This is a genomic window from Devosia equisanguinis (genome assembly GCF_900631955.1).
In the GTDB taxonomy this organism is placed as follows: domain Bacteria; phylum Pseudomonadota; class Alphaproteobacteria; order Rhizobiales; family Devosiaceae; genus Devosia; species Devosia equisanguinis.
On record NZ_UZWD01000026.1, the window covers coordinates 1 to 22,926 of the forward strand.

Sequence of the window (22,926 nt, forward strand, 5' to 3'; positions counted from 1 at the left end):
CCTCCCTCCCCCCCCACGCGAGGGTAGCGTCGCTCGGCCCGAAGGGCGGTAGCAAAGCTGGGGTGGGGGTCGCCTTGGCATTCTCCAGACCGCTCCCCGCGCGACGCAAAGCAAGACTGCAAACCAGTAAACCCCCTCACGGCTTCGCCTCCAGCGGTGTCGCCGGAGCAGCAGCCGAACGGAAAGCCGCTTCGACCAGTGCCATGGTGTGCCAGGCGTCCTCCACCGAGGTGACCAGCACCTCGTCTTCGCCCGCCGCGAAGCGCTGCAGATTGCTCATCGTGCCGATAAAGGCATGCGGGAACCAGCCGCCCTGCAGCGGCACCTGTGCCCATTCCTCTCCCTTGCGGACAATCCAGAACTCATCCGGCTCGCCCTCCGGATAGTTGAGCAACAATCCGAGCTTGACCATGGCCGCGCCGTCGCTGCCTTCGAAGCGGAAGCTCGCATCTTGGAACTTGCGGCCAAAGTCATGGTGGTGGTTGATCGACAGCGTCGTCCGCGCACCCTCGGCAAAATCGATCAGCGCGCTGGTCCGCGTCTGCGCCAGGTCGGTCGATGGATGCCCCATTGTCCGCGCATGCACCCCGACGGGATTGCCCTGCAGCGCCCGCAGCAGATCGAGATAGTGGATGGAGTGCACCGCGATCTCGACGCGCGGCATGCCTTTGAGAAACGGAAACAGCTGCCAAGGCGTCACGAGGTTCAGATGCACCTCGGTATCGATCAACCGGCCGAGCCAGCCGCGCTTGAGCGCATCCTGCACCGCCAGCATCATCGGCGCGAAGCGCAGTTGGAAATTGACAGCCGCCGTGAGCCGCTTGGCCCGACAGAGCTTCAGGATCGCCGTCGCCTCGTCGAGATCGCGTCCCATCGGCTTTTGCAGCAAAACCACCGCGCCATCGGGCAGTCGTTCCAGCACCGACAAATGCGCGGCAGGAGGCAAGGCGAGGTCATAGACCGCGCCCGGCGTCGCAATCGCCTCTTCCAGCGTGGCGAAGGCGGGGATGTCCCACTTGGCAGCCAGGCTGCGCGCCCGCTCACCATCGATGTCGAAGACGCCGGCCACCGGAAATCCGGCCAGTCGATAGGCCGGCAGATGCGCGTCATTGACGATGCCACCGGCGCCGATGATGACGATGGGGCGGGGGGCTGCCGGCAAGGGCCAGCTCTGCAGCAAAGCAGAGGTGTCGACGGGCACGCTGTCCTCCTCCTCGACCTGTCGAGGTTCATTCTTATGTGAATAATCTTTTCACATAAGAATGATTGAGGCAAGCACCAAACGCCGTTCAGAAACCGTTCATATCGCGGTCAGACTCTGCGCCTCCGCGCTCAATCGAGATGAAATACTTCCTCGGTGCCCGCCCACCAGTCGCCCTCGGCGCGTGTCGCTAGCGGCGCCTGCATCGGCATGCACACCGCCCACCATTCCTGCGTCCGCGGATCAGCCGCCATCGCAGCCATATCGGCGTCGTGGTCCGTCCCGACATATTCGTAATAGGCGAAGAGCAGGTTCTCCGGTTCGCGCAGAAAGATCGAATAGTTCTTGATATTGCTGGCTTTTATCTGCGCCAGCACATCAGGCCAGACGGCAGCATGCACCCGCTTGTAGTCCGCAATCTGCTCCGGCTTGAGCCCGATCACCGCGCCATAACGTTTCATTCCCTCGCTCCTCGCTATCGTTCTGCGCACACCGCCAAAGCCGCGCGACCCCGCAGGTGTCCGCGCGAGTTTCGGCTAAGCCTCTATAAAACCTTATAAATCCGTTCCGCATTGCCATGCAGCAGCTTGGCCTGCTCCGCTTCGGAACAATCCCGGATAATCTCCCAGGTCGCTTCTACCCAGCGGGTTAGGCTGCCGGTTAGCGTCACCACCGGGTGGTCGGAACCCCAGACCACCCGGTCCCAGCCGAAGCTTTCAATGACATGTTCGACATAGGGACGGATGGTTTCGACGGTCCAGTCGGCGCCAGAATAGGCCACGATCCCGGAGATCTTGGCATTGACATTCGGTAGCTTGGCGATCTCGGAAATATAAGCTTTCCAAGGATTTAGACCAATTCCAGTGACATCGGGCACGCCGCAATGGTCGAGGATGAAGGTTACCTCCGGCGCCTTCTCAGCCAGCGTCTTGCCGATCGGCAACTGGTCGTGACGCACGCAAAGGTCAAAGCTCAGCCCATGCGCCGCCAGCCGCCTGATATTGTCGGCGAACAGGGCTGACTGGCTCAGCTCATCCGGCGCCTGGTGCAATATGCGCCGCACCCCCTTAACCCCTGGCTTGGTCGCCAGTCGTTCGATTTGCGCCGCAAAATCAAGGCTTTCCGGTCGACATGCCGCAATGGCACCGACGATGCGGGGCAGGGTGAGCACATAATCGGTCTCTGCCTCGATGTCCTTTTCGGCGACGTCGACTTCCATATGCAGCGCCGATTCGATCCCCAGCGGCACCGCCTCCGCGAAATAGGCCGCACTGGTCCATTCCCGATTGATCGCTGGCGCACCAGACAGCCACGGATAGGTGAAGCGATCCGGGTAGACCAGATGCAGATGCGTATCGAGTATGCGCATGAAATTCCTCCAGATTTTTGGGCGGCCGCTGGCCGCTTGCCGCGTTCAGCTGCCGTTGGAGCGTCGCGAAATCTCGTGCCCAGCCTGCTGCAGCAGCTTCAGCACGGTCGGCATATTGGGTGCATCCAGCTTGTCGAGACGCTGCGTATAGGGGCAGGTCAGCACCGCGATCACCGTGCCCAGCGGCCCGAAGATCGGCACCGACAGGTTCGAAACGCCCGAAACCTGGGCGCTGGGCATCATCTCATAACCCTGCTCCCGCACGCCCTCGAGCCGCGCCTCCAACCCCTTCGGCATTTTCTCGGGCGTGCCAAGGTCTTGTTCTTCCAGCATCAATCGCCGCTCTTCCGGCGTCGAAAAGGCCAGGAAGACATGGCCTGAGCCGGTATTGACGAGGCTGATGCGCGAACCGACGCGAATAGACACGTTCCAATAGCCGGGCCCATCCACCTGGGCGATCACCACCAGCAGATTGCGGTCCTGCACCACCAGATGCACCGCCTGCTCGGCATGCAGCGCGAAATTGCGCAGCACCGGCGTGGCCTGGCTGATCATGCGGTGCATGGGCGGCCGCTGATGCGCCAGCTCGAACAGTTTCAGCGTGATTTCATAACGATCTTCAGGCGTCCGCCGGACATAATCGCGCCGCACCAGCCGGTCGAGCATGCGGTAGATTTCGTTCGGTGTGCGGTCCAGCGCCTTGGCGATCTCCGCCTGGCTCAGTCCGTCCGCCGTCCCCGCCAGCAGCTCGATGATGTCGAGCCCCTTGTCGAGCGCCGGTGCGCGATAGCGTTCGCTGTCATCCTCGATGGCCAACTCGTCCTCCAAATATCTGTCCGGCTATCTCACGTTCCCGCCGCTTCGTCACCGCCGCCATCCGCCCCGCCCAAAATACCAATGGTGCTCACCCCACCACAAACCCCTCAAACCGCCGTTGACTGAACTAACATGTTTGTGCTTACCTACGAATAGACTTTTCAAATATGGATGATCAAGCTCAAAACGAGCCGGGCGTCCGAAAGGGTCTGTGGAGGAAAATCTATGGCAAACAAGACTTTGGCCGGGGCGCTCCTGGCTTCGTGTGCGCTTGTCGGACTCGCTGCTGGCGCGTCGGCGCAGGAATTCAACTATGGTTCGTTCCCGGGCTACACCCTCAAGGTCAAGCTGATCGGTGGCACGCAGTACGAAAAGCTCTATACGCGCATTCCCGAATGGGAAGCGCTGACGGGTGCCAAGGTCGAGATTGTTTCGTCCAAGAACCATTTTGATCTGGATCGCGAAATCAAGCAGGATATCGCGACCGGCCAGATCACCTGGTGCGTCGGCTCCAACCACACTAGCTTCGCCCCGCAATATGGCGACCTCTATATCGATCTCAAGGACTATATACCCGCCGAAGAACTGGCGAAATATGTCCCCGGCACGCTGGCCTCGGCCGAGGTCGATGGGCGCCTCGTGCAGATTCCGCGCGTCACCGACGTGTCCAATCTCTACTACCGCAAGGATCTCTACGAAGATCCGGCCAAGCAGGAGGCCTATAAGGCCGAGTTCGGCGTCGATCTGGCGCCGCCTACGACCTATGACGAGTTCAGGCAGCAGGTCATTTTCTTCGCCGAGCCGCCGAACCTTTACGGCACTGCCTTTGCCGGCAAGGACGAAGGCATGACCGGCCGCTTCATGGAAATCCTGCGCGCCAATGGCGGCGACATGTTCGACGAGAACTGGAACCCCATTTTCAATTCGCCCGAAGGCGTGGCTGCCCTGCAGTGGTTCATCGACATCTACAAGGCCGGCGCGGTGCCCGCTGGTACCGTGAATTACACCTGGGATGATATCGGCCAGGCCTTTGCCGCCGGCCAGCTGGCGCTTGACCTCGATTGGCCAGGCTTTGCTGGCTTCTATTCTGATCCTTCCGCCTCCACCGTCTCCGACAAGCTCGGCTTCGCCGTGGCTCCGGTTGGCTCTTCGGGCAAGCGCGGCGCCTGGTCAGGTTCGCATTCGTTCTCGGTTACCGAGGCCTGCGATAACAAGGAAGCGGCTGTTTCTCTGGCCGTGTTCCTCACCAATGACGAAAGCGAATTGATGGAAGCCCAGGCCGGCAATCTGCCGACCCGCTCGGCCACCTTCGACGAAGTCGTGCCGTGGTTCCACGAGAACAACAAGCCCGCGCTGGCCGAGATGTTCTCGGTGTTCCAGGCATCTTTGGCTGAAGCCCGCACGCCGCCGCTGGTGCCGGAATGGATCGAAGTGTCCAACGTGCTCTGGCCGCAACTGCAGGCCGCCATCGTCGGCGAAAAGACCGCCCAGGAGGCCTTGGACAAGGCGGCCGATGATGCGCGTGTCATCCTCGAGGACGCTGGTCGTCTCTAAGGTCTGAAACCATCGAGCAGGCGGCCCTCGCATCGAGGGTCGCTTCGCTCCCGCCTCCAGAGGCCCTCCCGATAGATGGCATCAGTGGCGCGCATTGGCGTGACGCTGCACCGTCGCCCATCAGGGCATGGTATCGATCAAGCCATGCCAGACCCGATCGGGTCATTTTGCAAGGGACTGAAGTGACAGCGACCGCCGAACCCTATTCCCGGCCGACTGCGAAAGAGGGCATTACTGCCTTTTTCCGTTCGCCTGCGGCAATCCCCTATCTGCTGCTCCTGCCGGCGATAGTCGTCATTCTCGCGGTTGTGCTCGTGCCGCTGCTGGTATCGTTCTGGACCAGCTTCACCAGCTACAATCTCACCAAGCCTGATACGCTCTACAATTTCGTCGGCCTGCGCAATTATCAGCGCCTCCTGGGCAATGAGGAATTCTGGTGGGCTTTTGGGCGCACTTTCCTGTTTGTCACCATCACGCTCAATCTTGAAATGCTGCTGGGCCTTGGTCTGGCGCTGCTGATCAACAAGATCACCTGGGGCCAGCGCACCCTGCGCACCATCATGATGTTCCCCATGATGTTCTCGCCCATCCTGGTCGGCTTCCAGTTCAAATACGTGTTCAACGACTCCATTGGCCTCGTGAACAATGCGCTGTTCGATCTTGGCATAATCAGCCAGCCCATTCCCTGGCTGGTCGATGGAACACTGGCAAATTTCTCCATCATCTTTGCCGAAATCTGGATGTCGACTTCTGTCTTCGCCATTCTGCTGCTGGCGGGCCTCATGGCTCTGCCCAAGGAGCCGATCGAGGCGGCAAAAGTCGATGGCTGCAATCCCTGGCAAGTGTTCCGTCACATCACGCTGCCCTTCCTCATGCCTTTCGTCTATATCGCCATGACGATCCGCTCCCTCGATGTGGCGCGTGCCTATGACATGATCCGCATCATGACCAATGGAGGGCCGGCCGGTCGCACCGAGCTGATTTGGACGCTGATGACCCGCACCGGCTACCAGAACAGCCAGATGGGCATGGCCAATGCCATGGGCTACGTGTCGATCATCCTCTCGATCGTCTTTACCTTCTACTTCTACCGCAAGCTCACTGCGGCGCGGACCTTCATGGGAGGTGCGCAATGAGTGCCAACGGCCTGACCATCGAAAAGCCTTGGCAGCGGTGGCTGATCCGGCTTGGCGTGTTCGTCGCCATGCTGATCCTGACCGTACCGGGCCTCTGGGTGGTACTCACCGCCTTCCGCCCGAATATCGAAGTGCTGGCGCGCCCTGCCATCTGGATCCCGCAGAACTGGACACTCGACAATTTTCAGCGTCTCTTCGGTCTATCCACAGCGCAGCAAGGCCTGCCGGTAGCGCAGTATTTCGTCAACTCGCTGGTGATCTCGCTGACCTCCACTTTCGTGGCGATCATAGTGGGCATGGCTGGCGGCTACGCATTCGCCCGCTATCGTTTCCGCGGCAAGGCAACATTGTTCCTCGCCTTCATGCTCAGCCGCACAGTTCCGGGCGTGGCGCTCAGCCTGCCGCTCTTCATCATCTGGGCGCGGTTGGGCATCATCGACACCAGTCTCGGGTTGATCCTGGTGTATATGGCCATCAACATCCCCTTCACCATCTGGCTCACCGATGGCTTCTTCCGCCAGATCCCGGTCGATCTCAGCGAGGCCGCCCAGATCGACGGCTGCACGCCCTGGCAGGCCTTCTGGAAGATCGAATTTCCGCTGGCCCGTTCAGGCCTCGCCTCTGCTGCCATCTTCGCTTTCCTCACCTCCTGGAACGAATATGCCTTGGCCAGCCAGCTCACCCGCACCACGGCCAGCAAGACCATGCCGGTCGGTCTCATGGATTTTACCGCCCAGTTCACCGTGGACTGGACCGGCATGAGCGCCATGGCCGTGCTGATCATCATCCCCGCCCTGGTGCTGACCTTCATCGTGCAGAAGCACCTGATCGCCGGTCTCACCTTCGGCGGCGTCAAGTAAGGAATTCCGATGGCACAGGTACGCCTCGACAAGGTTCGCAAGAGCTACGGCAAGCTGGAGACGGTGCATGGCATCGACCTCGAGATCGCCCATAACGAATTCGTCGTTCTCGTCGGCCCCTCCGGCTGCGGCAAGTCCACCACTTTGCGCATGATCGCGGGACTGGAAGAGATCAGCGGCGGCACGATTTCCATCGGCGACCGGGTGGTCAACGACCTGCCACCGCGGGCGCGCAACATCTCCATGGTATTCCAGTCTTACGCGCTCTATCCGCACATGACCGTGCGCGACAATCTCGGCTTTGGGCTCAAGATTGCCAATATGCCGCCCGCCGAAATCGATAAGCGCGTGACCGAGGCAGCCGAAATTCTTGGCCTCGGACCCTATATGGATCGCCTCCCGGCCAATCTCTCCGGCGGCCAGCGCCAGCGCGTCGCCATGGGTCGCGCCATTGTCCGCAATCCCGACGTCTTTCTCTTCGACGAGCCGTTGTCCAATCTCGATGCCAAGCTGCGCGGGCAGATGCGCGTCGAGATCAAGAAGCTGCATCAGCGGGTCAAGACCACGGTCATTTACGTCACGCACGACCAGGTCGAGGCCATGACCCTGGCCGACCGCATCGTCATCATGCGCGATGGCCATATCGAGCAGGTGGGCACGCCCAGCGAGGTGTTCGAGCACCCGGTCAATACCTTCGTCGCCGGCTTTATCGGTTCGCCGCCGATGAACCAGCTCGATGCCGTGGTCAAGGACGGCAAGGCCGTGCTGTCGGATGGCGTCGCTGTGCCGCTGCCGAGCGGTTTGGCAGTGGGCGAGGGCCAGCAGATCGTGCTTGGCTTTCGTCCCGAAAGCCTCGCGCCGAAGGGGCATTCCCTTCACACCGAAGACGGGGCGCTCACCATTTCGCGCCCGGTGACCATCGCCGAGCCGCTGGGTACTGAAACCATTCTCTTCGTCGAAATGGGTGGCAAGGACGTGCAGGGCAAGATGCTCAATCCGCGCGTCGTGCATCCCGGCGAGGAGCTGACTTTCACCCTCGATCTGACCCGGCTGCACGTATTTGACCGGGCGAGCGGCAAGAGCGTACGGGCATAAAGATGGCCAGAATCGTTCGTGTCGAACTGGTGATGGTGGACCTCAAACCCAAGGTGAAGCGGGTCGACGCAATCCAGAGCTTCGTCAGCCAGGAAACGCCAATCGTGCGCCTCACCGACGCCGATGGTGTCGTTGGCACCGGCTATAGCTATACAATAGGCACCGGTGGGCACTCGGTCATGGCGCTGCTGGAGCGGACCCTGGCACCGGCGATCATCGGACGCGACGCCGACGAGATCGAGGCGATCTGGCGCGATCTGCTGTTTCTCACCCACGCCACTACGGTGGGCGCCATCACTGCCATCGCCATGGCGGCGGTCGACACTGCCCTGTGGGATCTGCGATGCCGCAAGCTGGGCCTGCCGCTGCACAAGCTCGCCGGTGGGGCGCAAAAGGCCATTCCGCTCTATACCACCGAGGGTGGCTGGCTGCATCTGGACGAGGCAGCACTGGTCGAGGACGCTCTCAAGGCTAAGGCCGACGGTTTCGGCGGCTGCAAGCTCAAGGTTGGCCGCCCGATCCATGAGGACGTCAAGCGCATTGCCGCGGTGCGCGAGGCGGTGGGGCCGGGCTTCGAAATTTTCACCGATGCCAACCAGGCCTTCAATCTCGACCAGGCCATCCGCCGCTCGCGCGCTTATGAGCCGCTCGATATCGGTTGGCTCGAGGAGCCGCTACCGGCCGACGACATGTCTGGGCACATCCGGCTCAGCCAGCATACCAGCCTGCCCATTGCGGTGGGGGAGAGCGTCTATTCGGTCAGTCACTTCCGCGAATATCTGCAGCACAACGCTGCCAGCATCGTCCAGGTCGATGTCGGCCGCATTGGCGGCATCACCCCCTGGCTCAAGGTGGCGCATATGGCCGAGACCTTCAACGTGGCTGTGTGCCCGCATTTTCTCATGGAACTGCATGTGAGCCTCTGCGCCGCAGTGCCCAATGCGCGTTGGGTGGAGTATATCCCGCAGTTGGATGACCTCACCACCGAGCGCATGCGTATCGAGGCGGGTAAGGCCATTCCTTCGGAACAGCCGGGCCTTGGCATCGCCTGGGATTTTTCGGCTATCGACCGGCTTGCCGTCGCCGGCAGCCGCAGCACCATTCAATAGGACAAGACAATTGGCTGACCTTACTGGCAAGATCGTTCTCATCACCGCCGCTGCGCAGGGCATCGGTCAGGCCTCGGCCCTGGCCTTTGCCCGTGCCGGCGCCAAGGTGATCGCCACCGATATCAATGCCGCCAAGCTGGCCGAGCTCGAAGGCACGGCCAATATCGACACCCGCGTGCTCAACGTCCTGTCGGATGATGACGTCAATGCTGCTGTGGCGGAAATCGGCCATATCGATGTGCTGTTCAACTGTGCCGGCGTGGTCCATGCCGGAACCGTTTTGGAGATGAGCGACAAGGATCTGGATTTTGCCTGGGACCTCAACGTCAAGGCGCAGATCCGCACCATCAAGGCCATCCTGCCGCAGATGCTTGAGCGTAGGGATGGTGCCATCATCAACATGGCCACCGTCGCCAGTTCGGTGAAGGGCGTCCCCAACCGCGCCGCCTATTCCATCTCCAAGGCTGCCGTCATCGGCCTCACCAAGTCGATTGCGTCTGACTACACCACCTCCAATATCCGCGTGAACGCCATTTGCCCCGGCACGGTGGAAAGCCCGAGCCTGCATGAGCGCTGGCACGCCACCGGCGATTTCGACGCTGCGCGCAAGGCCTTCATCGCTCGCCAACCCATCGGCCGCATTGCCCGCCCCGAGGAAGTGGCCGATCTGGCCGTCTATCTGGCGGGTGCCACCTACACCACCGGCCAGATCCACGTCATCGATGGCGGCTGGACCGCCTGAAGCCGCGCCGCCGGATTTGAGACTGAGCTCGTGCCGCCGCCGGGGGGACGGCGCTCGGGTTGGCCGACAGGCACAAACCAATCATGCCGCCCCTTTTCTCAGTGAGGACAGGGGCGGACGAGCCGACGGCCGGTGCAAATGCCCGACCGTCCCACTTCAGAGAATAGCAGCATGACCAAGATCACCGCCCTTACCACCCACGATTTGCGCTTCCCGACTTCTCAGTCGCTGGATGGCTCGGATGCGATGAATCCCGATCCCGACTACTCGGCCGCCTATGTGGTGCTGGGCACCGATGGCGCCCATGAGGGGCATGGGCTGACCTTCACCATCGGTCGTGGCAATGAGGTGGTGTGCACGGCCATCAAGGCGCTGACCGATCGTGTCGTCGGCCTGGACCTCGCCTGGATCGCCGAGAATCCCGGACGTTTCTGGCGCCATGTCACTGGCGACAGCCAGCTGCGCTGGATCGGGCCGGACAAGGGCGCCATGCATCTGGCCACTGGCGCTGTGGTCAATGCGGTGTGGGATCTCTTGGCAAAGGAGGCCGGAAAGCCGGTCTGGCTCTATGTCGCCGAAATGAGCCCGGATCAGCTCGTTTCCATCATTGATTTCCGCTACCTCACCGACGCCATTACCCCCGAAGAGGCTTTGGCCATCTTCAAGGCAGCAGAGGCCGGCAAGGCTGACCGCATCGCCAAGCTACGTCAGGAAGGTTACCCCTGCTATACCACCTCGGCCGGTTGGCTGGGCTATTCCAATGAGAAGCTGACGCGCCTCGCCACCGAGGCGGTGGAAAGTGGCTTTACCCATATCAAGATGAAGGTTGGCCGCGACCTCGAAGACGACATCAGACGCCTGGAAATTGTCCGTTCGATCATGGGGCCTGATCGATACCTGATGATCGACGCCAACCAGGTCTGGGAAGTCGACCAGGCGGTCGAGTGGGTCAACCAGCTCGAGCGCTTCAATCCGTACTTCATCGAAGAACCCACCAGTCCCGACGATGTCGAAGGTCATCGCAAGATTCGCGACGCCATCGCCCCGGTAAAGGTCGCTACCGGCGAGATGTGCCAGAACCGCATTCTCTTCAAGCAGTTCATCACCCGAGACGCCATCGATGTGGTTCAGATCGATGCCTGCCGCATCGGTGGCCTCAACGAAGTGCTTTCTGTGCTGCTGATGGCGGCCAAATATGGCAAACCGGTTTGGCCGCATGCTGGCGGCGTCGGCCTCTGCGAATATGTGCAGCACCTGTCGATGATCGATTATCTGGCGGTCTCGGGCAGCAAGGATGGCCGGGTGATCGAGTTTGTCGATCACCTGCACGAACACTTCCTTGATCCCTGCACCATCAAGAACGCCGCCTACATGCCGCCGGAGCGGGCCGGCTTTTCCATCGAGATGAAGCCTGACTCCATCGCGCAGAACACCTTTGCAGGATAAGGCTCCGCCACCGCTCACCAAGGTGCCTGTGTGACGACGAGACGCGCTCCCGGCTGGGGAGCGCGCCACAAGACGGGTTGTTCTGTCACCGATCTTGGCTAGGGTCGTTGCGACGATAAACCAAAGCCTTGGGGTGTTCATGGCAGTAAACGCGGCGCCTGCGAAATCGGTGGTCATTGTCGGCGGTGGAGCCAGCGGCGTGCTGCTCGCGGCTCATCTGCTGCGCAGCGACGATCCCGATCTGCGCATCACCTTGATCGAAAAGCAGGGGCGTTTCGGCCAGGGCCTGGCCTATTCGGCGCTGCAGCGCGATCACCGCGTCAACGTCCCGGCACGCGGCATGAGCGCCTTTGCTGACGAGCCTGGGCATTTCTGGACCTGGTTGCAGCAGCATCAGCCCGGCAAATACGCCAGCTCATGGGTCTTCGTTCCGCGCCGCCTCTACGGCACATACCTAGAGGACGTACTGCGCCAGGCCGCCTCGCGCATCCCCGGCCGGCTGGTTGTGCTCTCCGAAGAGGCCGAGGCCCTTGAGACACGAGGCAATGGCGTTTCTGTTCGCCTTGGCAATGGCACAAGCGTAAGCGCACGCTGGGGTGTGCTCGCCGTTGGGCACGAGACCCAGCCGGCACGGGGCAGGGGCATAGCTGTGCGCGCCGGGTCGGATCAGGATACGCCGCTCGATCCCGACGCCCCAGTGATGATCCTTGGATCCGGCCTCAGCATGGTCGACGCCTGGGTGTCGCTCTCCGAAGCGCGCCACCGTGGCCCGATCACCGTGGTGTCGCGCAATGGCCTCCTGCCGCTGGCGCATAAGGACGTGTCGACCCTCGAGATCGACGCGGCTGATGTTCCCTTCGGCAAGAGCCTCTCGGCACTGACCCATTGGTTCCGCAAACTGGTCCGAGATACCGAGGCGCTTGGCGGCAACTGGCGCAGCGTCGTGGATGGCCTGCGCCCATACAACCAGCGCCTTTGGCAGAGCTGGCCCAAGACGGAGAAGCGGCAGTTCCTCCGTCATATCCGCCCGTGGTGGAACGTGCATCGCCATCGCCTGCCGCCTGACCTGCATGAAGGGCTGGTGCGGGCTATCGAGGCGGGACAGGTGCGGCTGGTCGCGGCCGAATTCATGGGGATCGAGCGAGCCGGGGAGGGCGTGCGCGCCACCATCCGACCGCGCGGTTCCGCCGCCAGGCAGTCGCTCGATGTCGCCCGCGTTTACGATTGCGGTGGCGTCAGCGTCGATGTCCGCGCTAGCGCCAACCCGATCATCCAGCAGCTGATCCACACCGGCGCGGCGCGTCCGGACCCCATGCATATCGGTCTCGACGTCGATGACAATTGTGCGCTCATTGCCGAGGACGGCACCGTCTCGCCTCGGGTGCGTGTGGTTGGGCCGCTGACGCGCGGACGGTATTTCGAAATCGAAGCTGTTCCTGACATCCGCGTGCAGTGCGCCGCTCTGGCCAAATCGCTGTTGGCGCCGTCCTGATCAAGGCAAGGCCGTTCTTTCGATCTGTCGGGGGCCAGGCAAAAGGATTTTCTAGCGGAACGGGAAAACTCGGCCGCTGCTTCCTTGTGAAACTCTACCCTGTCGCTAGGGTTTGCTGAGTTCAGCAGCGGCAGGCCGATGACCGGTTCAACAGCGATTTTTCATGACTGCAGCGGGGCAGGGCGATGAGTGCGCGCACCCGGTTTCGCCAGCCCAATGTCATTCCCGGCTTCGGGCTGACCTTTGGCTTCACCCTCGTCTATTTTTCGCTGATCATTCTGATCCCGATGGTGGCGCTGGTCTTGCGCGCCACAGGGCTGGGTTGGAGCGGCTTCTGGGCAGTGGCGCTCGATTCGCGTGTGCTGGCTTCCCTGCGCACCAGCTTTGTCACAGCGCTCATCGCTGCCGGCATCAATGTGGTTTTCGGTACGCTGATCGCCTGGATCCTCGTGCGCTATCGCTTTCCGGGCCGGCGCATTGTCGACGCCTTCGTCGATCTGCCCTTCGCGCTGCCCACTGCCGTGGCAGGCATTGCGCTGACCGCAATCTATGCACCCAATGGCTTTGTTGGCCAACTGGTGGCGCCGCTCGGCATCCGCATCGCCTATACGCCGCTGGGCATCACCATCGCCATGATCTTCATCGGCCTGCCCTTTGTGGTGCGGACCATCCAGCCCATTCTCGAAGAGACCAGCCACGAGGTCGAGGAGGCGTCGGCTACGCTCGGCGCCAACCGGCTCCAAACCATTTCGCGGGTGCTGCTGCCGGGTCTGGCCCCCGCCATCCTCACGGGCTTCGCACTCGCCTTTGCTCGAGCGGTTGGTGAATACGGCTCGGTGATCTTTATCGCTGGCAATATTCCCTTCGTTTCCGAAATCACGCCTCTACTGATCGTCATCCGCCTCGAGGAATACAACTATGCCGGGGCGGCGGTGATCGCGACGATCATGCTGGCAATTTCCTTCTCCATGCTCTTCGTCATCAATCTGATCCAGGCCTGGAGCCGCAGGAGATATGGCTATGGCAACTAGGCTCGCAGCGCGGCGACAGCCTTCGCCCACCAATGAACCGCTCTGGGTCAGAGTGACGCTGATCCTGGTAGGCATGGTGTTTCTGGCGCTGTTTCTGGTTTTGCCGCTGATTGCGGTGTTTTCAGAGGCATTTCGCCAAGGTTTCGGCGCCTATTTCGCCGCACTCAATACCGCAGATGCCCAATCGGCCATCCGGCTGACGCTCTTGGTCGCCGCTATTGCCGTGCCTCTTAATCTCGTTTTTGGCGTCTGCGCCTCCTGGGCCATTGCCAAGTTCGAGTTCAAGGGCAAAGCCTTTCTGATCACGCTGATCGATCTGCCTTTTTCGGTGTCGCCGGTGATCTCTGGCCTGGTCTATGTGCTGCTCTTCGGCACCGGCAGCGTGCTCGGCCCCTGGCTGAAATCCTACAATATCGAAATCTTGTTCGCCGTGCCCGGCATCGTGCTGGCCACGATCTTCGTCACCTTTCCCTTCGTCGCACGCGAGCTCATTCCGCTGATGCAGGATCAGGGCAATGGCGACGAAGAGGCAGCTCTGTCGCTGGGCGCATCAGGCTGGCAGACCTTCTGGCGCGTTACCCTGCCCAATATCAAATGGGGTCTGCTCTATGGTGTCTTGCTCTGCAACGCGCGGGCCATGGGCGAGTTTGGCGCTGTTGCCGTGGTTTCGGGCAAGATCCGCGGCCAGACCACCACCATGCCGCTGCAAGTCGAGATGTTCTACAATGAATATCAAGGCACCGCCGCCTTCGCCTTGGCGTCGTTGCTGGCCCTCCTTGCCCTTGTCACGCTGGTGCTTAAGACCACCCTGGAGTGGCGCTTCGGTGCTGAATTGGCCGCCACCGGCCGCGGCCATTGAGGCGAGGTATCGAGGCCTTGCCGCAGGGTTAGTCCCCGCGACAAGGCGCATTCGATCGTCAGCTCACGCGAACCAGGTCGTTCCCGGATACTGATGCGCCCGCGCCACGTCCTCGTTGAGTTCGAGGCCGATGCCCGGCCGATCGGAAAGCTTGATCTTGCCGTCCCTGATGATGTCGCCGCCATCGGTGATGGTCGACCAATAGTCGCGATGGAACCAGTGGAATTCCAGCACCAGGAAATTGGGGATCGTGGCACAGACATGGGCCGATGCCATGGTGCCGATGGGCGAGGAGACGTTGTGCGGCGCGAAGGGGATTGAGTAGAGATCGGCCAGTTCCGCAATCTTGCGGCATTCCGACAAGCCGCCGCATTTGGGAATGTCGGGCATGATGATATCCACCGCCTGCTGTTCGAGCAGCTTGCGGAAGCCATGGCGCAGATAGAGGTTCTCGCCGGCGCAGATCGGCGTCGACGTGCTGCGCGTAATCTCCGCCATGACATCGATATTCTCCGGCGGGATTGGTTCTTCAAGCCACATGAGCTGGAGATGCTCGAGATCGCGCGCCAGGCGGATGGCGCTGTGCTTGTCGAGCCGCGTATGCAGATCGCAGGCGACCTCGACGTCCTTGCCGGCAGCCTTGACCACCATTTCGGCCAGTTCGACCATGCGGTCATGCTCCCACTTGTTGGGAGTCATGTTGAACTTGTCTTTGACATACCAGCCGGTTTCGCTGCCGGTGTGTCCATAGGCGCGGATGTCGAGATCCACCTTTAGTGCCTTGAAGCCGGCCTCGAGCACCTGGTCCACCTCGCGCTGGACCTCGTCCATGTTCATGCCGGGCGAGACCTCGCAGTCGCAATAGACGCGGATATCGTCGCGGAACTTGCCGCCCATCAGTTCATAGACCGGCACCTCGAGCGCCTTGCCCTTGAGATCCCAGAGCGCGATCTCGACGCCGGTAAGCGCGGTGATCAACGCACCGGCAAAGCCGCCTTCGAACACCAGGCTCCGCCTGATATCCTCAAAAATGGCGTCAATGGCGAAGGGATCGCGCCCGATCAGCATCGCCGCCATTTCTTTCTCGATAATGGCGATGGCCTGGTGGCCGCCATGCACGCATTCCCCCAGCCCGGTAATGCCGGCGTCAGTTTCGACGCGAACCCACAAATGCATGCAATGGCCGACCGTCGCCGCCGTTTTGACGGATGTGATCTTCACTCCGATGTCTCCTCAAAGCCTTGCCTAACCCTGGTCGGACAAATCCCGATCCACGGCCTCCTCCGCCGAATCCTCGAAGAATGCGATGCCGATATGCAGGTGTGACTGCAGGGCATACTGGTATCGGATCCGGTCCCTCTGCTCCAACGCGTCGACCACGGCAGCGTGCTGCTCATAGGTGTCGCCTGTGAAGTTGTGCAGTTCTTTGGCCCGCTCCATGATCCGGATGATCACCGGCTTCATGATCCCATAGACGTCGCGCACCGCGCGATTGTCGAGAATGGACACAATGCGAAGATGGAAGCGGAAATCCAGCTCCGATGCTTCCGCGATTGTCCCGGCGGCGCGCAACTGATCGTTGATGCGACGCATCTCCGCGATATCCTCGGGACGCATGAGGTCGAACAGCGTATCCACCGACCCGACCTCGATCAGCCGCCGAAATCCCTGGATATCATTGAAGGTCCGGCGGGAAATATCGAGCGTATTGAAAGAGAACAGGTCGAGTGCCCGTTCCATGCGGTCATCGATGATGGTGGCGCCAACCTTTGGGCGAACCGACACCACGCCATAGGCCTTGAGGATACGCATGGCTTCGCGCACCGTGTTGCGGCTGGCCTGAAACCGTTCGCACAGCTCGCGCTCGGTGGGCAGGCTGTCACCAACCACCAGGCCACCATCGGCGATCAGGCCGCGGATCTTGAGCACCATGGCATCTACGGCAGAGGGAATGGAGCTGCGCACAACCGAAGCGTTGAGCCCATTGCCGACCATTCCCATCCGCGGCAGATCGGTCATCCCTTGACGGCTCCAACGGTCAGCCCTTCGGACAGGAAGCGCTGGGCATAGACATAGAGGATGGCCACCGGCACGGCCGTAAGAAGCGATGCAGCCATCAGCTTGCCCCAGGGCAGGATGTCGCCAACCACCAGCGACTGCAGGCCGATCGGCAGGGTGCGCAGGGATTCACTGGTGATGAAGACGAAGGCAAAGAGGAACTCGTTCCAGGCGTTGGTGAAGGCGAACAGGGTCACCGAGAGAATGGCGGGTGCCGCCAGCGGCAGGGTGATCCGCCAGAAGATATAGAGGCGGCTGGCGCCGTCAATGCGTGCTGCTTCCTCCAGCTCCACCGGAATGGAGCGGAAGTAGCCCATCAATACCCAGGTCGCGAACGGCAGGAGGAAGGTGGGGTAAGTGATGATCAGCGCCGTGTGGCTGTTGATAACGCCCAGATTGGTCAGCGTCTGATAGAGCGGGATGAATAGCAGCGTACCCGGCAACAGGTAGGTGATCAGCAGCAGCGTGGTCAACAAGCCCGCGCTACGGAAGCGCAGGCGCGAGAGGGCATAGGCTGCCAGCGACGCCAGGGCGACCGAAACTAGCGTGCTCACCGCGGCCACGAAGGCCGAGTTCATCAGCCAGGTCAGGAACGGAGTGTCATTGAGCAGTGAGGTGTATTGGTCCAGCGTCGGGGGATCGGGCCAGAAGATCGAGCGGCGCTCACTGATCTGCGGGGTCGATTTAAGCGAGGTGGTGACGATCCAGTAGAATGGGAAGATCACGAAAGCCAGGAACGGCACCAGCACCAAAAATCGAGCGAACGGGCCGGCATTTGATCGCGCCGCATGGCGCAGGATCGGCTGCGTCGCGGGGCGGCCGGTGGCCACGCGCACGCGCCGCACGATCCATTCCAGACCGGCGAAAATCAGCTGGATGGGCAGGAAGATGATGTCGATGATGACATTGACCAGCCAGGTTGCGCCCGACAGCAGCCGGTCGGCGAAGCCGGGACCACGCTCGGATGCGCCGTCACGCTTGTCGTCCTGGCGCATAAAGCGGGCCAATAACCAGATCAGGATGGCCATCAGCGGTGCCACCGAGAAAGCGATGGCAATGCCTGGACCATATTGCAGCGAGCCCAGGGCCTTTTCATAGGCGAGGATGGAGTAAAGCTTCGTCGCGCCGCTTGGGCCGCCGCCTGTCATCAGAAAGGGCAGGCCAAACTGGTTGAAGGTGGAAATGAACGACAGCAGCAGGGTGACCACGATCACGTAGCGCAAGCTGGGCAGCGTGACGTTGCGGAACCGCTGCACGGCATTGGCGCCGTCCACCTGCGCGGCTTCGATCTGCTCCTTGTCCACGGCTTTGAGGCCGGCAAGCAGCAGCAGGACGAAGAACGGGATGCCCTTCCACACATTGACCGAAATGACGCTGGCCATCGCCATGTTGGGATCGGACAACCAGCCCAGCGGCCGATCGATGATCCCGACCCCTTGCAGGATAGGGTTGAGGCCGCCGAATAGCGGATCGTAGATGCTCTTCCAGGCCAAGGCAGTGACGATTTCCGGCACGATCCAGGGCAACAGCATGATACCGCTCAACAGGCTGCGGAAAGGCAGCCGGCTGTTGAGGATCAGCGCTACTGTCATGCCGATGACGAATTTCAGGGTCAGCGACCAGAACGTGAACTGGATGGTGTTCTGCATGGCCTGCAGAAAATCGCTACTGGTCCACAGCCGCTCATAATTGCGCATGCCGACATTGACGGTCTCGCCCGTGAGATAGTTCAGCGAGGTCGTACTGATGAAGATGGCGCTGACAAAGGGCCAGAAGATCAGCAGCGCCATGATCAGAACCATGGGCAAGACGAACAGATAACCGACTTTCCAGTCGGTTCCGAACAGGTTTTCCAAACGCTTCTTGAAGCTTGGTTGCCTGCGGGCAGAAGCCATCGGCAAGCTCATTCGATCGTCCATGCGTGTCTCCATCGGGTCGGGCGCCCGCCGCAGCGCGCACCAGCCTGAAGCCGAAAGTCCTGAAATTTAAGAGAAAGCGAGCGACGGACGCCGCGAGGCGCCCGTCGAAAAGGCTGGCTACATGATGCCGCCTTCTTCGAAGATCTGGACGATCTTGTTGTGCGCATCCTTGACCGCCTCTTCGGGGGTCATGCGACCGGCGATCACGTTGCCCATCGACTGTTCCAACACGCCCTGGGCGCGGATGGCATCGATCTGGGCAGCCGGCTTGGCAGGCCAGGAGGGGCCGATGAACGGGTCTTCGATGTCGACCTGTTCCTTGATGATCGCATAGTTCGAGTCTGCCGAGAGCAGCTCTTCGGTCCACAGGTTTTCGTAAGCCGGCATGAACAGGCCGCCGGCAACAGCTGACATCGGCGTGAAATTCGCCGGATCGAGCAGGTCCAGAGCCAGCTTCTTGGCCAGATCGACGTTCGGTGCGCCCTTGAAAATCGTCAGCCAGCCGCCGACGGCGCCGCCATTGCGATGGTCGCCATTATTGGCCCGCGGCTGCGGCACGAGAACAGTATGCGGGAAGACCGGATTGTTGTCGCGCTTGGAGGCAGCATAGAGCGAGAAGGCGTTGTGGGTGTAGCCCACCGACCCTGCAAGCCAGGCTTCGTTGTTTGAAATGTCGCCCCAGCTTTCGACACCAGGAGGCAACATGGCAGCATACTTGCCATTGCGGTCGTAGGTTTCGCGCACGAATTCATAGGCAGCGATGGTCTCCGGCGAGTCAAACTCGACCTTGGTGCCGGATTCGTCGGTGAAATGGCCGCCAAAGGCGTTGAGAATGGCTGATGCCACACCCCAGCCGTCACCGGACTGGTTCACGGTCAGGCCCCAGCCATAAAACCCATTATCAGGATCGGAAATCGCCAGAGCGGCTTCGCGGCGTTCTTCCCAGGTGTTCAGCGTCGAGACGTCGATGCCCTTCTCGGCCAGCTTGTCGCCCCGGAAGAATGCGCCTGTGGTGTTGGCGATGAACGGCACGGCGACCCAGCGCCCGTCGATCTTGCCGATGCTCTCGGCATTGATGCCGCGCATGACATTGCCGTAACGCTTGATGGCGTCCTCGACCACGTCGTTGACGTCTTCGAGCAGCCCAAGCAAGTGCATCTGCGGGATGGAAACCGTGCTGGTGTAGGCCAGGTCAGGCGGATTTCCGGCCTTTACCGCTGCAGACATCTTACCGAGGAAGTCACCGAACGATTCCGGGTTGGTCGTGGAGATATCGAGCTGCGCATTGTTGGCCGCAGCGAACTTGGTGACGGTGTCGCGGAACAGGTTCTGCGCCGCTTCGAAATATTCCGTGCGGTGGATGACAGTCAGTTTGCCAGCGGCGCCCTGCGGCAGCTCTTCCTCCGGTTTGTCCTGTGCAAATGCCGGCAGGCCATGCGCAGCTGCCCAAAGGCCCACGCCAGCGGCGCCGCCTTTCCTCAATACGTCACGGCGATTGAACTTGTCCGACGTCATGATGCCATTTCCTCCTGTTGGACCATGCCCGAGCGCTTGCGGAGCCCTGTTCTGGGCCTACCAATCCTCGCAAATTGCTCGTCCTCCCAGGAACAGGGCGACGCCGCCCATGCCCCCGTCACGGTCAAATATGGTCATTTTGTCCCATCATTGACCGCGAATGGCGATGTTTTAGGACTCAAAACGATCAGTCGTCAACCTTTTGTCCCACAAAAGACTTGCTGCATGGAAAACCTGCCTTTAGACAGAATGGGAGCCGCGCTGTGTCGAAACGCGTCCAAAGCCGTCCAGGCTTTGGGGCCGGCCTGCGCTGCGCCTGGTGCGAGCCCCCATCGAAATGAGGGGCGTTAAGAGGCGATTGTCGATCTGGGAGGAAATGATGGGTGCCGTAACGATCCGGGATGTTCGCAAGAGCTATGGCAATGTGGAGGTGCTGCACGGCGTCTCCATCGACATCAATGACGGCGAGTTCGTCATTCTGGTCGGACCATCAGGTTGCGGAAAATCCACGCTGCTGCGCATGATTGCGGGCCTTGAGGATATTACCGACGGCGACATCGCCATCGGGGGCATCGTGGTCAACGATCTTGCCCCCAAGGATCGCGACATCGCCATGGTGTTCCAGTCCTACGCGCTCTATCCGCATATGACGGTCGAGGAGAACATGGCCTTCTCGCTCAAGCTCGGGCGAGTGCCGCGCGATGAGATCAAGCAGCGTGTCGCCAGCGCCGCCACGGTACTGGGCCTCGAACCCTATCTGCAGCGCTATCCGCGCCATCTGTCCGGAGGACAGCGTCAGCGCGTCGCCATGGGCCGCGCTATCGTGCGCAATCCGCAACTCTTCCTCTTCGACGAGCCGCTCTCCAACCTCGACGCCAAGCTGCGGGTGCAGATGCGCAGCGAGATCAAGCTCAACCACCAGCGCCTCAAGACCACCACTGTTTATGTGACCCACGACCAGATCGAAGCCATGACCATGGCTGACCGCATCGTGGTGATGCATTCGGGCCATATCGAGCAGATGGGCACGCCGCTCGAGCTTTACGATCAGCCCAAGAATCTGTTCGTGGCCGGCTTCATCGGTTCTCCCGCCATGAACATTGTCAAAGGTGAGATCGCTGGTTCCAGCTTCAAGCTCGCCGATGGAACCGCGATCGATCTGGGTAGCGTGCCCGCAGGCGTGTCAGATTGTCCCATCACCCTGGGTCTCCGCCCGGAACATCTGCGGCTCGACCCGAACGGCGTACAGGCCGAAATCGTCATCATCGAGCCCACCGGCTCTGAAACCCTGGTCACGCTACGCGTCGGTAGCCAGGATTTGATCGGCGTGTTTCGCGAGCGCATCGCCGCCGGACCGGGCGAGCGCATCGGCATCGCCTTCGACAACACCAAGATGCATCTTTTCGACGCCCAGACCGGCAATCGCATCGCTCGCTGAGCGAAGCTGTTACCGGCAAGACGTGATGCGGGGCAGGGTGCGCAGGCCGGCAAAGGAAGCAAAAGCAATTCCCGCACGCGGTTGAGCGCCGTTTGGAACAGCGGCAAAGCCGGTTGGCCCGGCTTTGCGCGTTAGCGGTCCGATCCAGCAAGATTTTTCATTTCTTCCGAGTTCGGGGCAAGACTGCGCCTTCATAATCACGACCGAGTTGATAGGGTTTAACCATCATAACTCGGGAGGTTCCGATGAACCGGACAGCCAGGATTTTTGCCTACACTGCCCTTGCCGCCTCGCTGGCCATGGGTTTCGCCGTCACCGCCCATGCCCAGGACAAGACGCTCATCAACGTCTCCTATGACCCGACGCGCGAACTCTATCGCGATTACAACGAGGTCTTCATCAAGCACTGGCAGGAAACCAAGGGCGAGACCGTAGCGGTCCAGGTAACCCATGGCGGCTCAGGGTCGCAAGCCCGCACGGTGATCGACGGGCTCGAGGCCGATGTGGTGACGCTGGCGCTCGAAAGCGACATCAACGCCATTTCCGACGCCAACCCGGCTTTGGTGCCGGCAGACTGGCGCACCCTGCTGCCCAACAATAGCGCGCCATATACCTCGACCATCGTGTTCCTCGTCCGCAAGGGTAACCCGAAGGGCATTGCCGACTGGGGCGACCTGACCCAGGATGGCGTCGAAGTCATCACCCCCAATCCGAAGACCTCTGGCGGCGCACGCTGGAACATGCTCGCGGCATGGGCATGGGCCAAGGCACAGCCGGGTGGGAATGACGACACCGCCAAGGAATATGTTACCCAGCTCTACAAGCATGTTCCGGTGCTCGATACCGGCGCGCGTGGGTCCACCACCACTTTCGTGCAGCGTGGCATCGGCGATGTGCTGCTGGCGTGGGAGAACGAGGCCTATCTCGCGCTCGAAGAGCTTGGTCCGGATGCTTTCGACATCGTCACCCCCTCGGTTTCCATCCTCGCCGAACCGCCGGTGGCGGTCGTCAAGGGCAATGCCGAACGCAAGGGTAATCTGGAGCTGGCGCAGGGCTATCTTGAGTATCTCTACTCCGATGAAGGCCAGGCGATCGCCGCCAAGCACTACTATCGCCCGTTCAAGCCGGAAGCGGCCGCTCCGGAAGACATTGCCCGCTTTGGTGATGTGAACCTGATCACCATCGAGGATTTCGGCGGCTGGCGTGAGGCACAGCCCCACTTCTTCGGCGATGGTGGCGTCTTCGACCAGATCTATTCCGGTCCGACCCAGTAGCAGCTCAACTCG

General features: G+C 61.2%; 20 protein-coding genes. 12 read left to right on the plus strand and 8 right to left on the minus strand.

From position 1 onward, the window contains the following. Nucleotides 1–136: 136 nt before the first annotated feature. From DEVEQU_RS10635 to DEVEQU_RS10650, 4 genes are all read right to left on the minus strand, one after another. The gene (locus DEVEQU_RS10635; protein ID WP_126150558.1) at nt 137–1,201 is read right to left on the minus strand and encodes a Gfo/Idh/MocA family protein; all 1,065 of its coding nucleotides are present in this window, start codon (nt 1,199–1,201) and stop codon (nt 137–139) included. Nucleotides 1,202–1,332: 131 nt separating this feature from the next. Next, complete coding sequence (locus DEVEQU_RS10640; RefSeq protein ID WP_126150559.1) at nt 1,333–1,662, minus strand: L-rhamnose mutarotase; 330 nt, start codon at nt 1,660–1,662, stop codon at nt 1,333–1,335. Nucleotides 1,663–1,745: 83 nt separating this feature from the next. After that, nucleotides 1,746–2,570: an amidohydrolase family protein gene (locus tag DEVEQU_RS10645; RefSeq protein WP_126150560.1), complete on the minus strand. Its 825-nt coding sequence runs from the start codon at nt 2,568–2,570 to the stop codon at nt 1,746–1,748. 45 nt (nt 2,571–2,615) lie between these two features. Further along, complete coding sequence (locus DEVEQU_RS10650) at nt 2,616–3,386, minus strand: IclR family transcriptional regulator (protein WP_329601460.1); 771 nt, start codon at nt 3,384–3,386, stop codon at nt 2,616–2,618. Nucleotides 3,387–3,611: 225 nt separating this feature from the next. Between DEVEQU_RS10650 and DEVEQU_RS10655 the strand changes: the two genes are divergently transcribed. The 10 genes from DEVEQU_RS10655 to cysW all read left to right on the plus strand — a co-directional run bounded on the left by DEVEQU_RS10655 (nt 3,612) and on the right by cysW (nt 14,710). Beyond that, the gene (locus DEVEQU_RS10655; protein ID WP_126150561.1) at nt 3,612–4,940 is read left to right on the plus strand and encodes an ABC transporter substrate-binding protein; all 1,329 of its coding nucleotides are present in this window, start codon (nt 3,612–3,614) and stop codon (nt 4,938–4,940) included. Between the two features lie 260 nt (nt 4,941–5,200). Then, nucleotides 5,201–6,076 (plus strand): carbohydrate ABC transporter permease, encoded by an 876-nt coding sequence (locus tag DEVEQU_RS10660; protein WP_206437828.1) that lies wholly within the window; start codon nt 5,201–5,203, stop codon nt 6,074–6,076. Then, a complete protein-coding gene (locus DEVEQU_RS10665) occupies nt 6,073–6,936 on the plus strand; it encodes a carbohydrate ABC transporter permease (protein WP_126150562.1) in 864 nt (287 codons plus the stop codon). The genes DEVEQU_RS10660 and DEVEQU_RS10665 overlap by 4 nt, the downstream gene beginning before the upstream one ends. A gap of 9 nt (nt 6,937–6,945) precedes the next feature. Continuing rightward, a complete protein-coding gene (locus DEVEQU_RS10670) occupies nt 6,946–8,031 on the plus strand; it encodes an ABC transporter ATP-binding protein (RefSeq protein ID WP_126150563.1) in 1,086 nt (361 codons plus the stop codon). Nucleotides 8,032–8,033: 2 nt separating this feature from the next. Further along, a complete protein-coding gene (locus DEVEQU_RS10675) occupies nt 8,034–9,140 on the plus strand; it encodes a mandelate racemase/muconate lactonizing enzyme family protein (RefSeq protein ID WP_126150564.1) in 1,107 nt (368 codons plus the stop codon). 10 nt (nt 9,141–9,150) lie between these two features. Further along, nucleotides 9,151–9,882, plus strand: a complete 732-nt coding sequence (locus tag DEVEQU_RS10680; RefSeq protein WP_126150565.1) for an SDR family oxidoreductase — start codon at nt 9,151–9,153, stop codon at nt 9,880–9,882. Nucleotides 9,883–10,053: 171 nt separating this feature from the next. Next, nucleotides 10,054–11,328, plus strand: coding sequence for an L-fuconate dehydratase (locus tag DEVEQU_RS10685; protein WP_126150566.1), 1,275 nt, complete (start codon nt 10,054–10,056; stop codon nt 11,326–11,328). Between the two features lie 139 nt (nt 11,329–11,467). Continuing rightward, on the plus strand, nt 11,468–12,820 hold the full coding sequence (locus tag DEVEQU_RS10690) for an FAD/NAD(P)-binding protein (RefSeq protein WP_126150567.1): 1,353 nt from the start codon (nt 11,468–11,470) through the stop codon (nt 12,818–12,820). 185 nt (nt 12,821–13,005) lie between these two features. Beyond that, nucleotides 13,006–13,851, plus strand: a complete 846-nt coding sequence (gene cysT, locus DEVEQU_RS10695) for a sulfate ABC transporter permease subunit CysT (RefSeq protein ID WP_126150568.1) — start codon at nt 13,006–13,008, stop codon at nt 13,849–13,851. After that, nucleotides 13,835–14,710 (plus strand): sulfate ABC transporter permease subunit CysW, encoded by an 876-nt coding sequence (gene cysW, locus DEVEQU_RS10700; protein ID WP_126150569.1) that lies wholly within the window; start codon nt 13,835–13,837, stop codon nt 14,708–14,710. The genes cysT and cysW overlap by 17 nt, the downstream gene beginning before the upstream one ends. 63 nt (nt 14,711–14,773) lie before the next feature. Here the strand turns inward: cysW and DEVEQU_RS10705 are convergent, their stop codons facing one another. The 4 genes from DEVEQU_RS10705 to DEVEQU_RS10720 all read right to left on the minus strand — a co-directional run bounded on the left by DEVEQU_RS10705 (nt 14,774) and on the right by DEVEQU_RS10720 (nt 20,202). Continuing rightward, nucleotides 14,774–15,931, minus strand: a complete 1,158-nt coding sequence (locus DEVEQU_RS10705) for a mandelate racemase/muconate lactonizing enzyme family protein (RefSeq protein ID WP_206437826.1) — start codon at nt 15,929–15,931, stop codon at nt 14,774–14,776. A gap of 24 nt (nt 15,932–15,955) precedes the next feature. Beyond that, nucleotides 15,956–16,729 carry a FadR/GntR family transcriptional regulator gene (locus DEVEQU_RS10710; protein WP_126150570.1) on the minus strand — a complete coding sequence of 258 codons (774 nt, stop codon included), beginning with the start codon at nt 16,727–16,729 and terminating at the stop codon, nt 15,956–15,958. Further along, entirely contained in the window at nt 16,726–18,687 is a 1,962-nt protein-coding gene (locus DEVEQU_RS10715) for an ABC transporter permease (RefSeq protein ID WP_164550352.1), read from the minus strand. The genes DEVEQU_RS10710 and DEVEQU_RS10715 overlap by 4 nt, the downstream gene beginning before the upstream one ends. Nucleotides 18,688–18,804: 117 nt before the next feature. Continuing rightward, nucleotides 18,805–20,202: an ABC transporter substrate-binding protein gene (locus tag DEVEQU_RS10720; RefSeq protein ID WP_126150572.1), complete on the minus strand. Its 1,398-nt coding sequence runs from the start codon at nt 20,200–20,202 to the stop codon at nt 18,805–18,807. A gap of 379 nt (nt 20,203–20,581) precedes the next feature. On the opposite strand from DEVEQU_RS10720, the gene DEVEQU_RS10725 reads away from it, so the two are divergent. After that, nucleotides 20,582–21,640, plus strand: a complete 1,059-nt coding sequence (locus DEVEQU_RS10725; protein ID WP_126150573.1) for an ABC transporter ATP-binding protein — start codon at nt 20,582–20,584, stop codon at nt 21,638–21,640. 245 nt (nt 21,641–21,885) lie between these two features. After that, complete coding sequence (locus tag DEVEQU_RS10730) at nt 21,886–22,914, plus strand: sulfate ABC transporter substrate-binding protein (RefSeq protein ID WP_126150574.1); 1,029 nt, start codon at nt 21,886–21,888, stop codon at nt 22,912–22,914. The last annotated feature ends 12 nt before the right edge of the window (nt 22,915–22,926 follow it).

Excerpts from the sequence above, each read along its gene's own strand:
- DEVEQU_RS10725 (WP_126150573.1), top strand. The coding sequence starts at position 20,582 with ATGGGTGCCGTAACGATCCGGGATGTTCGCAAGAGCTATGGCAATGTG.
- DEVEQU_RS10665 (WP_126150562.1), top strand. The coding sequence starts at position 6,073 with ATGAGTGCCAACGGCCTGACCATCGAAAAGCCTTGGCAGCGGTGGCTG.
- DEVEQU_RS10670 (WP_126150563.1), top strand. The coding sequence starts at position 6,946 with ATGGCACAGGTACGCCTCGACAAGGTTCGCAAGAGCTACGGCAAGCTG.
- DEVEQU_RS10685 (WP_126150566.1), top strand. The coding sequence starts at position 10,054 with ATGACCAAGATCACCGCCCTTACCACCCACGATTTGCGCTTCCCGACT.
- DEVEQU_RS10730 (WP_126150574.1), top strand. The coding sequence starts at position 21,886 with ATGAACCGGACAGCCAGGATTTTTGCCTACACTGCCCTTGCCGCCTCG.
- DEVEQU_RS10655 (WP_126150561.1), top strand. The coding sequence starts at position 3,612 with ATGGCAAACAAGACTTTGGCCGGGGCGCTCCTGGCTTCGTGTGCGCTT.
- cysW (WP_126150569.1), top strand. The coding sequence starts at position 13,835 with ATGGCTATGGCAACTAGGCTCGCAGCGCGGCGACAGCCTTCGCCCACC.
- DEVEQU_RS10720 (WP_126150572.1), bottom strand. The coding sequence starts at position 20,202 with ATGACGTCGGACAAGTTCAATCGCCGTGACGTATTGAGGAAAGGCGGC.
- DEVEQU_RS10645 (WP_126150560.1), bottom strand. The coding sequence starts at position 2,570 with ATGCGCATACTCGATACGCATCTGCATCTGGTCTACCCGGATCGCTTC.
- DEVEQU_RS10675 (WP_126150564.1), top strand. The coding sequence starts at position 8,034 with ATGGCCAGAATCGTTCGTGTCGAACTGGTGATGGTGGACCTCAAACCC.
- cysT (WP_126150568.1), top strand. The coding sequence starts at position 13,006 with ATGAGTGCGCGCACCCGGTTTCGCCAGCCCAATGTCATTCCCGGCTTC.
- DEVEQU_RS10640 (WP_126150559.1), bottom strand. The coding sequence starts at position 1,662 with ATGAAACGTTATGGCGCGGTGATCGGGCTCAAGCCGGAGCAGATTGCG.
- DEVEQU_RS10710 (WP_126150570.1), bottom strand. The coding sequence starts at position 16,729 with ATGACCGATCTGCCGCGGATGGGAATGGTCGGCAATGGGCTCAACGCT.
- DEVEQU_RS10715 (WP_164550352.1), bottom strand. The coding sequence starts at position 18,687 with ATGGACGATCGAATGAGCTTGCCGATGGCTTCTGCCCGCAGGCAACCA.
- DEVEQU_RS10690 (WP_126150567.1), top strand. The coding sequence starts at position 11,468 with ATGGCAGTAAACGCGGCGCCTGCGAAATCGGTGGTCATTGTCGGCGGT.